The organism is Mycobacterium sp. IS-1264, assembly GCF_001954195.1.
Taxonomy (GTDB): domain Bacteria; phylum Actinomycetota; class Actinomycetes; order Mycobacteriales; family Mycobacteriaceae; genus Mycobacterium.
In genome coordinates this window covers 41,199-54,930 of sequence record NZ_MBES01000045.1, presented here as the reverse complement: position 1 = coordinate 54,930, position 13,732 = coordinate 41,199, and the positions used below count along the sequence as shown (strand labels likewise).

General features: G+C 66.6%; 9 protein-coding genes. 5 read left to right on the top strand and 4 right to left on the bottom strand.

Going from position 1 to position 13,732, the window contains the following annotated elements; genetic code table 11:
- On the bottom strand, nt 1–113 hold a 113-nt coding region (locus A5744_RS08155; RefSeq protein WP_139331283.1), incomplete at its 3' end, for a PPE domain-containing protein.
- Nucleotides 114–524: 411 nt separating this feature from the next.
- Nucleotides 525–719, bottom strand: a complete 195-nt coding sequence (locus tag A5744_RS08150) for a ferredoxin (protein ID WP_076059952.1) — start codon at nt 717–719, stop codon at nt 525–527.
- 164 nt (nt 720–883) lie between these two features.
- On the opposite strand from A5744_RS08150, the gene A5744_RS08145 reads away from it, so the two are divergent.
- The gene (locus A5744_RS08145; RefSeq protein WP_076059967.1) at nt 884–2,059 is read left to right on the top strand and encodes a cytochrome P450; all 1,176 of its coding nucleotides are present in this window, start codon (nt 884–886) and stop codon (nt 2,057–2,059) included.
- Between the two features lies 1 nt (nt 2,060).
- Here the strand turns inward: A5744_RS08145 and eccCa are convergent, their stop codons facing one another.
- Both eccCa and eccB read right to left on the bottom strand, forming a co-directional pair.
- Nucleotides 2,061–6,230, bottom strand: a complete 4,170-nt coding sequence (gene eccCa, locus A5744_RS08140) for a type VII secretion protein EccCa (protein WP_076059950.1) — start codon at nt 6,228–6,230, stop codon at nt 2,061–2,063.
- A complete protein-coding gene (gene eccB / locus A5744_RS08135; RefSeq protein ID WP_076059948.1) occupies nt 6,227–7,744 on the bottom strand; it encodes a type VII secretion protein EccB in 1,518 nt (505 codons plus the stop codon). The genes eccCa and eccB overlap by 4 nt, the downstream gene beginning before the upstream one ends.
- Before the next feature lie 341 nt (nt 7,745–8,085).
- Between eccB and malQ the strand changes: the two genes are divergently transcribed.
- The 4 genes from malQ (at nt 8,086) to A5744_RS08115 (ending at nt 13,639) form a co-directional block, all read left to right on the top strand.
- Nucleotides 8,086–10,236, top strand: a complete 2,151-nt coding sequence (gene malQ, locus A5744_RS08130) for a 4-alpha-glucanotransferase (RefSeq protein WP_076059965.1) — start codon at nt 8,086–8,088, stop codon at nt 10,234–10,236.
- 28 nt (nt 10,237–10,264) lie between these two features.
- Entirely contained in the window at nt 10,265–11,149 is an 885-nt protein-coding gene (locus A5744_RS08125) for an LLM class F420-dependent oxidoreductase (protein ID WP_076059946.1), read from the top strand.
- Nucleotides 11,146–11,616, top strand: a complete 471-nt coding sequence (locus tag A5744_RS08120; RefSeq protein ID WP_076059944.1) for a nuclear transport factor 2 family protein — start codon at nt 11,146–11,148, stop codon at nt 11,614–11,616. The genes A5744_RS08125 and A5744_RS08120 overlap by 4 nt, the downstream gene beginning before the upstream one ends.
- Nucleotides 11,617–11,893: 277 nt before the next feature.
- On the top strand, nt 11,894–13,639 hold the full coding sequence (locus tag A5744_RS08115) for a molybdopterin-dependent oxidoreductase (RefSeq protein WP_076059942.1): 1,746 nt from the start codon (nt 11,894–11,896) through the stop codon (nt 13,637–13,639).
- Nucleotides 13,640–13,732: the final 93 nt, after the last annotated feature.

Here is a 13,732-nt window from a genome sequence, read left to right as displayed (position 1 = left end):
AACTCCGCGGCCAACTCATCCCATGCAGCAGCCGCCGCCAACATCGGCCCCGACCCCGGACCCGCATACATCAGACCGGAATTGATTTCGGGCGGTAACGCCGCGAAGTCCAACACCGTGTCCTCCTCAGTTGGCTGTGATCGCGCTTGCGATCGCAGCCGTCAGACAATCTGTGGGCAGGGTGGCAATTTGGTCGACGGGCGTTGTCGCCAATTGCCACCTCAGGGACCGCGCTGACCCTAGGCGAGCCACTGACGGGGGTCTTTCGACTCGGCAAACCGAACGGCCCGGTGTCCGGCCAGGAAGGACATGCGCATTCCGCCTAGTTCACCCCCACTGTCAGCAACCGAGCGACAGCTCACTTTTGCCCGAACTGCCGCTCGCACAAGACATTAGCCGGTGATGGCAGGCGCGCTCGACCAACTGCGCGACGTTTTGGTTACCCGCCAGCCACTATTCATTCCAGGCCAGCTTCTGTTCATTTGCGACAACCGGGTGTTCACCCGCAGTTTGCTTTTCGGCCGTCAATCCTCGTCGAGGATCAGCGCCATTTCCGGACACGAAGCCACACCGTCGCGAGTCAACTGCGCATCCCCGGGCGCTACCTCGTGCTCCTCGAGGATCGAATAGCCCGACTCATCGATGGGGAACAGGTCTGGGTCGACGGCGTAGCACTGCGCGTGGCCCACGCATTTCGACTTTTCGAGACGAACCCTCACGGCTTCCTCCCCCGACGGCTCGACGTGTGCAGCGGATCGGACTTGACAAATCGGCGGGTAGATCAGGCGGTCGCTAGAGTCTAGAAGATTGCTTGCCGGTATTGGCCGGCCGCATCGGTGACTCGGAAACCAAAACCGGAAAAGACAAGCGGAGATCGGAGCGCATGAGCACCCTTGGCGATTGGCAGCCAGGCACGTTCTACCTACCGCGCCTCGACTATCACACGTTGCCGATGGCCGAAGACCGCGGGGTCGGATGGAAGACGCTGCGCGACGCCGGGCCCGTGGTGTTCATGAATGGCTACTACTACCTGACGCGACGCGAGGATGTGCTTGCCGCGCTGCGCAATCCCAAGGTCTTTTCGTCAACGATCCTGCAACCGCCCTCGGATCCGTTGCCGGTGCTCCCGCTGGCGTTCGACCCGCCGCAGCACACCCGCTACCGCAAAATCCTGCAGCCGTATTTCAGCCCGGCCGCGCTCAGCAAGTCTCAGCCGGTGCTGCAGCGGCACGCGGCCGAGATGATCGGGGAGCTCGCCGGCCGGGGCGAGTGCGAGGTCATGGCGGATTTCGCCAGGCTCTACCCGTTTCAGGCCTTCCTCGACCTCTACGGTCTGCCGCTGGAGGACCGTGATCGACTTATCGCATGGAAAGACGCCATCATCGGCGACAAGGAAAACGTCACCATCGCCGAGATCCAGGCAGGAGAGCTGGAGCTGCTCGAGTATCTCAGCGCGGCGGTCCAACAGCGCCGCGAGGAGCCGGGCCCGGACATGCTGTCGCGGGTGATGACCGGACCGGGCGATTTCACCGATCTCGAGCTGCTGGGCATGAGCCACCTGTTGATCCTGGCGGGTTTGGACACGGTGACGGCGATCATCGGCTTTTCTCTGTTCGAGCTGGCGCGCAGGCCGCAGTTGCGCGCCGAGCTTCGCGGCAATCCCAAGCAAATAAGGGTTTTCATCGAAGAGATCATTCGACTGCAGCCGCCGGCGCCGGTGGCGCCCAGGATCGTCACCGAGTTCGTCGACGTCGGCGGCATGACGCTGCCGCCGGGCTCTCAGGTCCGGTTGTGCATGGCCGCGGTCAACCGCGACGGCAGCGACGCCTGGTCCACCGATGACCTGGTCATGGACGGAAAAGTGCACCGCCACTGGGGATTTGGCGGTGGACCGCACCGCTGCCTGGGTTCCCATCTGGCACGGATCGAGCTGACGGTGATCGTCGGCGAATGGCTTCGGCAGATCCCCGACTTCGAGGTGCCGACGGACTACGCCCCGGAAATCAAGTTCCCGTCAAAGTCCTTCGCGCTCAAGTCATTACCGCTGCGCTGGGAGTGACCTACTTGCGCAGTTCGGTCGCCGCCACCTGAACGAACACGCCGGTGTCCTCGGCCATCAGCAGGCCTCGGCCTCGGGGCAGCGGGCCACCCTTCATCTTGCCGCGGATGAAGCCCTCGTCGGGGTCGGCGTCCATCACCAGCAATGGTGCGTTCGCCTGGTGCAGTGCCCGCAGGATCGGGTCGCTGCCGGCCGACGACCAGCCGCCGAACGTCCGCGTCACGAGGACGTGCAAGCCGACGTCGGCCGCCCTGGTCACCCAGGGCGCGGCCTGATGCAGCGGCGAGTCGAAGCCCGGGGGAAGCTGCTGGACGTCGTCGACGATCAGGAAGATCTCCGGCCCGCTCCACCATGACCGCGACAACAACTCTTCCGCGGACAGCCCTGGGGGCGGTTGGCGACTGGCCAGCACCGCGGAGAGCTCACCCATCATGGCCTGCACGCCGTCGAGGTTGTAGGCGAATTTCTCGACGTACTCGGAGCCCAGCACGGTCAGCAGCTGACGGCGTGGGTCGACCAGCCACACCTGGGCCGACGGCCGGTCCGGCGGAGGTGCCGGGGCGCTGGTGGCGCCCGGCGCGTACAAACGGCCGATCTCGGACATGATGGTGGCCAGCGTCGTGGTTCGACCACATTCGCGACGGCCCGTCACCATCAGGTGGGCATTCTCGGCGAAATTGAGATAGACCGGCGCCAGGTCCAATTCCGATATGGCCCAGGCGATTCCGCCCGCACCCACGCCTTGGCGGGTATCCCGGGCGGCCAGCTCGCGCACCTGCTCCACGCCGAACCGGGCGGGCAGCCGGCGGACCGGCGTCGCCTGGCCGCTCGCGACGCGGCTGACGGCGTCGACGATGCTGTCGGACTCGAAGACGTTGTTGGCCGTGTTGGCCAGCGCGGGCCGCGCCACCAACGTGTGCAGACCCGCCTGCGGGTCGCTGTCGAGTCGGACGTAGTTGACCGCGACCATGCCGCGCCCCGGCTTGACCGGAACGTCCTTGGCGAACCGCGACCGCACCAGCTTGGCGTCTTCCACCGCTGCCAGTCGCAACTCGACCCGGGAACCGAAACCGCTCCGGACCGGCGGGCGCAGCTCCGATTCCCGATCGGCGGTGACCACCACATGGACCCCGAAAGAGGGCCCCTGGTTGATGATCATGTTCACCTGCTCGATCAGCACCTCGTTTTCCTCGGCCAGGGCCCGGTAGTTGTCGATCACGAGGTAGACATCGCCGAACCCGTCGTTGGGCACCGGGCCGGCCTCGCCACCGAACTTGCGCCTCCGGAACACCTCCATCGACGCGATCCCGTATTCGAGGAAGCTGCGCTTGCGCTCCCGCACCAGCGCCAGCAGTTCGGCCACCGTTCGGCGCACACCGTAGGGATCCGTTGGGCCGGCCACCTCACCGACGTGGGGCAGCCGGGCGACGGTCGTCAGCGCGGTGCTGCTGTAGGCCAGGCAGTAGAACTGAACCTGCTCCGGGGTGTGGGTCAGCGCGGCCGAGCAGATCAGTGTCTGCAATGCGGTGGTCTTGCCCGAGCCGCCGGCGCCCAGAATCAGCACGTTGGCGCCGGGCCCGGAGGTGTCGACCGTCCACGGTGGCTGGTCATGCTTGAACGGGCGGTCGATGATCCCGATCGGGAACACCAGATCCCTGGCGGTGCCGTAGTCGTGTTGCCACTGGCGGCCGAGGAAGCGGTTGACCAACTCGTCGATGGCGACGGGCTGGGTCAGCGGCGGTTGCCACAACCGGTACGGCTCGAAATCGATCTTGCGGAGCTGATCGATGATCACCGTGCCGACCTTCGGTGTCCTGATCCCCTCTTCGTCGTCCTCGCTCTCGAGGGACTCGACCTCGAGCGCCTCGCCATTCGACTCGGCGGCCACCGTGTCGACGTCCGGCCCGCCGACGCTCACCTCGAGCGGGGTGAACGAGTTCGTAAACAATTGCGGGCGTACGTAATCGATGCTGTGGACCAGCTGCGGCGTCTCGTCGCCGTCGAGGTCGATCCCGCGCGGGTAGTAGTCCCTCCACAGGAACTCGGCCTGGAACCGGATGATGTCCTCGAGGCTCTTACGGAAGTAACCGAGACCCGCTTGGGCCGGGAGGTTCACCGCATTGGGCACACCGGCCGCCTGCGCCGCACCCGCGGTGCGGGCCTTCAGCACCAAGCGATATCCCATGTTCTCCATGAGCTTTTCGGCCCGGCTCTCGATGGTCTGCGACGCCATCATCAGGTGGATCCAATACGCGCGGCCCTGCCGGCCGATCGAGTCGAGGACGTCGACGGCGGTCGGCATGATGCGGAACCACTCGTAGAACTCGTCGATGACGACCACGAGCATCGGCAGCGGCGGCATGTCCTGGCCGCGGGCGCGCATCCTGGACCGCACGCTGTTGTACTCCTTGGCGTCGTCGACGCCGGCGTTGTCGCACACCGCCTTGCGGCGGGCGATCTCGCCCCACAGCGCGTCCAGGAAGCGCTCCATCAGCGCCTGGTCTTCTTCGAGGTCGGTGATGATCCGCGAGACGTGCGGCACCCCCGCGAAGGGCTTGACCGCGGACCCACCCTTGAGGTCGGCCAGAACGAACTGCAGCTCCTCGGGCGGGTGGCTGAGCATCAGCGACTCGATCACCGTTCGCACAAGCGTCGACTTACCCGAACCTGTTGTCCCGGACATGACGCCGTGCGGCCCGTCGCCGCCCTCGTCGAGCGACTTCATGTCCAAGAACAGCAGCTCGCCGTTGTCGGAGCGGTTGCCGAACGGCGCGCGCAACCTCGACCGGCCCATGGTGTCGGTGCGGCTACCCCACAGCGCGTCGAAGTCGATGTCGGCCGGATCGTCAATTCCGTAGTAGGACAAGATGTCCCGAGCGCCGATGTGGGCCACCCGCTGGCCGATCTCCTCGTACGCCTCGGCGATGCGCCAGCGCGCCAGCTTTTGCGCGAATTCCTCGGCCTCCGCGGCGCTGAGCTGGTCGGTCAGTGCGAAGAACCAGGGCTTCTCGTCGATCACCATCCAGGTGTCGCGGTCGCGGGGCAGCGCCTCGATCACGCCCTTCTCGTCGAATCGCAGCGTGCGTTCGGGCACGGATGACCACATCGACGACCCGGTGAGGTCAAAGAACGTCACCCCGTCGACACCCTCGGCACTGATCACGTACTCCCACTGGGGATCAACGGCGTCCGCGATGATGACCGTGTGGGGCGTGGGGGTCTGCGCCGACGAACTTGCGTGCCGGGGCGTGAACGAGCCACGGCCGGCGAACAATTCGGCTTGCTCGGCGGCGAACTCACGCACCGACGCGTACACCATCCGCGCATTGCCCGCCGCGTCCTGGCGCCGCGGGTCGCCGAAGTGCGGCAGCCACTTGACCCAGTCCCACTCCTCCAGGTCGGAAGTCACCACGACCATCTGCACGTGGTCGGGGCCGTGTGAGAACGCCAGCTGGCACACAATCGCCCGCATCAGCGCCAGTACCTGCTCGCGGTCGCCGACCAGGGAGTACCACGGCTCGACCAGCAGGGAAATCATCTTGGGCAGGTTGTAGACGACGCTTTGATAGCGCCCGAACTCCTGTAGCGCCTTACCGGTCACCGGCTCCAGCTCGATGTCGGTCGGCATGTTCTGGGGTTCACCCCACGTCACCTCGGGACGCGTCATGCCCACGCCGACTCGGACGACACCGAAGTTGAGGTCCTTGCCGTCGGGCTTGCGTTCCCACATCCGCGGCGACCCCACCGCGGCCGCCAGCGTGTCGGGTGCGGGGTGGAACCACCGGTAGTTGGCGTCCATGCTGTCGGCCGACTCGTGGGCGGTGTCGCGCAGCATGTCCAGCATCAACATGAACTGGGCGCGCATCGAGTCCAGCTTCGGCCGGCTCATCTGCTGCTGGCCGCCGAACCGGCCACCGAACATCATCATCGCGACACCACCGATCATGAAGATCGGGAAAATCGCTCCGGCGCCGCCGAATACGCGCGAGCCGCTGGCGAAGACCATCGCCACCATGCCGATCAGCAGGCCGACGACGAGAACGCCCACCACGATCAGCCACGTCGGTTTGCCCTCCGGTGGAGGAACGCTCAATGGCGTTGGTAGGACGATGTTTTCCGGCTTGATTACCGGAGGCTTTTCCGGTGTGGGCCGGGCAAAACCACGTTTCACTTCGGTACCGCCAACTCTGCAGGGGACATATCCATCGGAAGGGTGTCGTGCTGGACCAACGCATCCGCTCGCGACAGCGTCGGTCCCTGCGGCAGCAGGCGCAGCGCCACCCACGGGGCCTGACTGGGCTTCGTTTGCAACCCCAACGCCTCGCGGACATCACGGGTGTCGTCCACTCCGAACCGGGCGCCCGCATCGGTGAGCCACCACAGGGATTCGGTCGTCTTGGCGCCGGGGTCGTTACCGGTGACGGCCACGAAGTTCGCGAAGTTGGGTCCGAAGTAGACCTGGTCGGCCTCGCGACCGCTCGTGTCGGCCTTCACCAGCGACACCACCCTGTTGGTGTTGCCCTGGGCGACCGGAATGGTCGGCCCGGAGATGACCTGAACGCGAGCCCGGTTCTCTCCGGACGTCTTCTCCCACCACCAGCAGGTCGCCGGGTTCTCCCGGATGTCCATCACGTTCAACGGGTTGTCCGGATAGGACGAGAGGTCCAGCTTGTTGACGACCGGCATTTTGGCCAGGGCCGCGGGTTCGACGGTCACGGGCTTGGCGTTGGCCGGGCCGCCGGCATTCTGCAGAATCTGGGCCACCAACGGTGGCAGCGTCTGGACGCCGTCGGCCAGCACCAGCGAATACTGTTGCGGCCCACTAATTTGCGGGGTGACCAGCACGGTGCCCACCGGACCGGGAGCTCCGGGGAACGTCGCCGCCGCGCCCGCGTTCTGGATTTCCGGCACGGTCAGTTCGGGCCCCACCGGCAACGCGTCGAACAGGGCGCGGCTCATCGGCTTCGCCATGCTGACTTGCTCGGGCGTCATTCCGAGCGGCAGCAGCACCGCCCGGTTCGCGCCGTCAACACGCGACCGGCGCCCGTCCCGGATGACCCATGCGTCGCCGCCGTAGCTCAGCACCACCGCGTCCGATCCGTTCAGCACCCGGCGGTGGCCACCGAGGTCCGGGGTGCCGTCGATCACCGTCACGGTCACCCCCGACGGCGACCCGGCTCCGGTCGAGGCGATGGTGTCGCACACCAGCCATGACGACGAGGAGGGGCTGGTGGGGCCGAAGGTGGACGGCGCACCGGGGATGCCGACCATCGGGCCGCGCGGAAGCTTGGCGATCTGGCTTGAGCGAACCAGGTGCGGGTTGTCCGGGCGCCCCGTGATCAGGCGCGCCGACGCCAGATTCAGCGCCGGGTACAACTTGTCACCGACGCGGACGTACAGCGCGCCCGAGTCGCGGTCCGCGATGATCGGCGACTCGTTGATCTGGCCCGACGGGCTGATGAACGACCACAGCAACGCTCCCAGGCAGATCACGAGCGCCGCGGAAATGGACGCGACGACGGCCAGGTTCTGCCGGCGCCCGGGCTCGATCTCCATCCGGACCCGCCAGCGGGTCAGCGCCATTGCCGTCCGCCGGGCCAGGAACTGATAACCGGTTACCTGGGTCCGGGTCGACAACCCGAGGCCGTATCCCGACCCACGCTGCCCGCGACTTTCCTCCGCCACGTTATTTTCACCATCCGGTCTGCTAGAACGCCTGGACGTCGTCCGGCGCGCGAACTACCCGATAACCGTAAGGCACCCGCAAACACATCGCCATGTGGCGCGGTTCGCGTTCGCTTTTACGTATTGCTATATCCCTGAACCCAGCCCCGCTGACCCCCCGGCCGGATTTCTTGGTGTCCTAGGAATGGTAGCGGCAATTTGCGGCTTCGTCCTGTTGACGAGGCGTTTGGTTGAACGTTTGCCGACGTGCGAGCGAACAGTGGGTGGATCGGTCGCCGGCAAAGCAAGGCGACGCCGAGCCGAGTCGCTGCCGGTCGGGTCATGGACGCAAGATGGGCGGCATGACTGAGCTCGCACCCTCGCTGGTCGAACTTGCCAGGCGGTTCGGCATCGCGACCGCCTACGAGGACTGGACGGGCCGGGGGGTGCAGGTCAGCGAGAGCACGCTGGTGGCGGTGCTCGCGGCCCTCGGTGTGGCGGCAGGCACCGAGCAGGAGCGCAACGCTGCCATGACGGCGCAACTTCGCGCGTATTGGGAACGTCGGCTGCCGGCGACCATCGTCGGGCGCACCGGCGCACCGACGCGGTTCTGGGCGCACGTGACGCACGGTCATCCCGCGGAGGTGTGGTTGCGGCTCGAGGACGGCACGGTGCACGGCGGGATCCAGCAGGTTGACAACTTCTCTCCCCCGTTCGATCTGGATGGCCGCTGGGTCGGGGAGGCCAGCTTTGTCTTGCCGGCCGACCTGCCGCTGGGCTACCACCGGGTGCATTTGCGTTCCGGTGACTCCGAGACCAGCGCGGCGCTCATCATGACGCCGGACTGGTTGGGGCTGCCGGAGCAGCTCGGCGCCCGCCGCGCGTGGGGGCTCGCCGCTCAGCTCTACAGCGTGCGGTCCCGACACTCGTGGGGCGTCGGCGACCTGACCGATCTGACCGACCTCGCGGTGTGGTCCGCATCCCGCCACGGCGCCGACTATGTTCTGGTCAATCCGCTGCACGCAGCCACCCCGACGATCCCGATGGAGCCGTCGCCGTACCTGCCGACGTCGCGCCGCTTCTTCAACCCGCTCTACCTTCGCGTCGAGACCATCCCCGAATACTCCGAACTGACCAAGCGCGGCCGGGTGCGGCGGTTGCGTTCGGAAGTCCAGCAACGGGTCGCCGAGGTCGACGCCATCGACCGCGACAGCGCCTGGCTGGCCAAGCGGTCGGCGCTCAAGCTACTGCATCGGGCACCCCGATCGGCGGGTCGTGAGCTGGCCTACGCGGCATTCCGGGACCGTGAGGGCCGCGCCCTCGACGACTTCGCCACCTGGTGTGCGCTGGCCGAGAAGTATGGCGGCGACTGGCATCACTGGCCGAGCTTCCTGCGGCATCCCACGGGAGCCGGGGTGGCCCGATTCGTCGAAAAGCATTCGGACACGGTCGATTTCCACCGCTGGATGCAGTGGCAGCTCGACGAGCAGCTCGCCATGGCGCAATCGCAGGCGCGGCGGGCCGGTATGGCGATCGGCGTCATGCACGACCTGGCCGTCGGCGTGCACCCCAACGGTGCCGACGCCTGGGCCCTGCAGGACGTGATGGCGCTCGGCGTGACCGCGGGGGCGCCGCCGGACGAGTTCAATCAGCTCGGCCAGGACTGGTCGCAGCCGCCGTGGCGGCCCGACCGGCTGGAAGAGCAGGAGTACCGGCCGTTTCGCGCGCTGATCTCCTCGGTGCTGCGCCATGCCGGCGGCGTGCGCATCGACCACATCATCGGATTGTTTCGGCTGTGGTGGATTCCCGACGGCGCGCGGCCCACCGAGGGCACCTACGTGCGCTACGACCACGAGGCGATGATCGGCATCGTCGCGCTGGAAGCACACCGGGCCGGCGCCCTCGTCGTCGGCGAGGACCTCGGCACGGTCGAACCGTGGGTGCGCGACTACCTACTACTCCGCGGCCTGCTGGGCACCTCGATCCTCTGGTTCGAATTGGATCGCGACGGGAATGGCGGGCCCCTGCCGGCCGAGCGCTGGCGCGAATACTGCCTGTCGTCGGTCACCACCCACGACCTGCCACCCACCGCCGGCTATCTCGCCGGCGATCATGTGCGGCTGCGGGAATCTCTGGGATTGCTGACCCGGCCCGTCGAGGCCGAGCTGGAGTCCGACCGCGCCGAACTGGCGGCCTGGCTGGCCGAACTGCGCCGGGTTGGGCTGCTGAGCGAAGACGGGCCCGACAAGGCAGATCCCGAACAGATCGTCCTCGCGCTGCACCGATACCTGGGCCGCACGCCGTCGCGTCTTTTGGGGGTGGCGCTGACCGACGCCGTCGGGGACCGCAGGACGCAGAATCAGCCCGGCACCACCGACGAATACCCGAACTGGCGCGTTCCGCTGACCGGCCCGAGCGGCCGGCCGGTGATGCTCGAGGACGTGTTCACGGATCGCCGGGCGGCGACGCTGGCCGAGGCCGTTCGCGCATCTGTCGCGCCTCCCGCCGTCTGACGAGGACCACCTGTTAGCTTCGGGTGCCATGAAGGTTTCCGTCGTCGCCCCGGTCGCCGACGGCGTCACCGCGGATCCCGGTTGGATGGTGGCCTTCGCGAGCCACCTGGAGCGGTGCGGGTTCGAATCGATCGTCGTTGTGGAGCACACGGTCCTGGTCACCCGGTACGACAGCGTGTATCCCTACGACAATTCCGGCCGGGTCGGGCTGGCGGCCGACTGTCCCATTCCGGATCCCCTCGATCTATTGGCGTTTCTCGCCGGCCACACCAGCCGGCTGGGGTTGGCCACTGGGGTTTTGGTGCTGCCCAACCACCATCCGGTGGTGCTTGCCAAACGCGCCGCGACCGTCGACGCGCTCTCGGGTGGCAGGCTGCGGCTGTGCGTCGGCGTCGGCTGGCTCAGGGAAGAGCTCGAGGCATGCGGCGCGGATTTCGACAGCCGGGGCCGACGGGCCGACGAGCAGTTGGCCGTGTTACGCGCGCTGTGGGCCGACCAGCCCGGCGGCGCGTCCTATCACGGCGAGTTCTTCGGCTTCGATGATGTCATGTGCTACCCCAAACCCGTTGCCGGCGAACGGCTCCCGATTCACATCGGGGGGCACAGCCGCGCGGCCGCGCGGCGCGCCGGACGTTTCGGGGACGGCTTTCAGCCGCTCGGCGTGACGGGCCCGAAGCTGGCGGCGCTGATCGCGCTGATGCGCGAGGAAGCGTCGTCGGCGGGCCGTGATCCGGCGGGTCTCGAAGTGTCGCTGGGTCACGCTGTCACCAAGATCGACGCCGACCGCGCCGGCAGCCTGATCGATCAAGGCGCCGATCGGATCGTGCTGTCGATGCCGCCGACCTCCAATATCGAAGAGGCCCAAGACATCCTGTCCGCCTGCGCGCAACGGCTGTCCCTGATCCCGTCATGACCCTTTCAGCGGACGACCGGGCCGGACTCAGCGACCTGGTGCACCGGTACGCCGCCGGCGTAGACGATCGTCAATTCGACGCTGTCGCTGGACTTTTCACCACCGACGGCGAGCTGGCGGTGCCGGACCCGCCGTCCGCGCTGGAGCCGATACATTCGCATCGGGGTCCCCAGGCGATCGCGGCGGCCGTCGGCGCGGTCGGTGCGGTCGCGCGTACCGAGCACGCGATCATCGGCGAGGTATACGACGAGATCGCCTACCCCGACCGCGCGCGGGGACGCATCGCCTGCATCGCGCATCACTGGACGCAACGCCCCGACGAGGTCATCGACGTCGTCTGGCACCTGCGCTACGACGACGACTACGAGTTGACCGACGCGGGTTGGCGCATCGGCCGCAGGGCGTTGACGATCAACGCCATCGAAACCCGGTCGGTGCGCCGAGTGCTGCCGCGCGACTCGGCCTAGCGGCGCCTGCCAGAAGACTCTGCCCAAACTCACAGCGCACCCCAAGGATCCGCGTTTGCGGCGGAATCGAGGCTATTATCCGGCAATTGCGGAGGTGGTGACCCATGCCGCGGCGGATTTTGCCCCTGAGCAACTATTGCCGACGGCCGCAAGGGGCGGGGCGGGTCCGTTTCGTCCCGATCGGGGACAATTAGTACAAGCGCTTTGGGGTAATTTCTGCCGCGTGACGAATACCGATCATCGGGCAGCACACGACGGCTCTGTATCGACACTGGCGGTGGGCACGCCGCTGACGTCAATTCCGGACTACCGCAACGAGATTCATACCGCCGAAGACACGATCGACGTCGAGGCTTACGGGGGCGGGTTCGACCTCACCCGGCGGGCCACCGCTCCAAAGCTGCGCGTCGGCCGCGACAAGTGGTTCAACCTCATGTGGCTGATCCCCATCGGCTTCGCCGCGCTGGTCGCGGCGGTCGCGATCGGCAAGGGGCTGTACAACATGCCGGCGGTGCACGCGTTCATCCAGCGCTACCCCGGCGCCGACATCCCGGCCAAGGCGCCCGGCGTGCCCGCGTGGCTTGGCTGGACCCACTTCTTCAACCTGTTCATGATGATGTTCATCATCCGGACCGGCATCCAGATTCTCTGTGACCATCCGCGGCTCTATTTCAGCCGCAACGCCACCCCCGGCAAGGACGAGTGGCTGCGAGTGGGCCCGCCGGTACCCGACGACGAGCTGTGGACCGCCAACGCCGACACGGTCGCGTTACCGCCGCAGTTCGGGCTGCCCGGTTTCCGCCACTCGATCGGGTTGGCCCGCTGGTGGCACCTCGGAATCGACGTGCTGTGGTTGCTCAACGGCGCGGTCTTCTACGTGCTGCTGTTCACCACCGGGCAGTGGCGCCACATCGTGCCGACCAGCTGGGACGTCTTCCCCAACGCGGCGTCGGTCGCGATTCAGTACCTGTCGGTGGAGCACTGGCCGGCCGACAACGGGTGGGTCGCCTACAACGGCCTGCAGGTGTTGGCGTACTTCACCACCGTTTTCATCGCCGCCCCGGCCGCGCTGATCACGGGGCTGGGCATGTCACCGGCGCTGTCGCAACGCGTGCACTGGCTCAGCAAGCGATTGAGCATTCAGCACGCGCGGTCGCTGCACTTCCTGGTGCTGGTGTATTTCCTCTTCTTCATCGTCGTGCACGTGACGCTGGTGTTCGCGACCAGCGCGCTGAAAAACCTCAACCACATGTTCGCCGCCCGCGACGACAACAGCTGGATGGGTTTCTGGATCTTCGCCGCGGCGATGGTGGTGACCGCCGTCGCCTGGGTGTGGGCCACCCCGTTCACCATCAAGCACCCACGTGTCGTCCAGCGGGTCGGTTACGCGCTCGTCGGCCCGTTCCAGCGGATGCTGGAGCAGCTCGACCCCAAGCCCGGTGCTTTCACCGAAGAAGACATCTCGCCGCACCACTGGCGCAATGGCCGCCTGCCCGAGACCGTTGAGTACAAAGAGTTGGAGCAGAACGACTTTCGTGATTGGCGGCTGAAGGTTTACGGCCTGGTCGAGCACCCGATGGAGTTCTCGCTCGACGACTTGAAGGCACTGCCTTATCACGACCAGATCAGCCAGCATTTCTGCATCCAGGCCTGGTCCGGCGTGGCCAAGTGGGGCGGCGTGCAGATGCGGACCATCATGGACATCGTCAAACCGCTGCCCGAGGCCAAATGGGTGGTGTTCTATTCGATGGGCCTCGGCGCCACCGGCGGCATCTACTACAACGCCCATCACATCGGCCAGATGGATCACCACATGACGATGCTGGCCTACAACATGAACGACCAACCTCTCCCCTACATGCACGGCAAACCGCTGCGGCTGCGCAACGAGTTGCAGCACGGCTTCAAGCTGGTGAAGTGGATCAAAGGCATCGAGTTCGTCGCCGACTACTCCGATATCGGTAGTGGCTATGGCGGCTACAGCGAAGACCACAAATATTTCGGGCGTCACCAGACGCTCTAAGGGCACAACGGCGCCGGCGTTCCGAAGTCGTTTGGCGGGAAGGTTTTTCGGGTAGCTCGTAAAAGGAGCTGTCCGGGCCAGCGTCAAACAGCG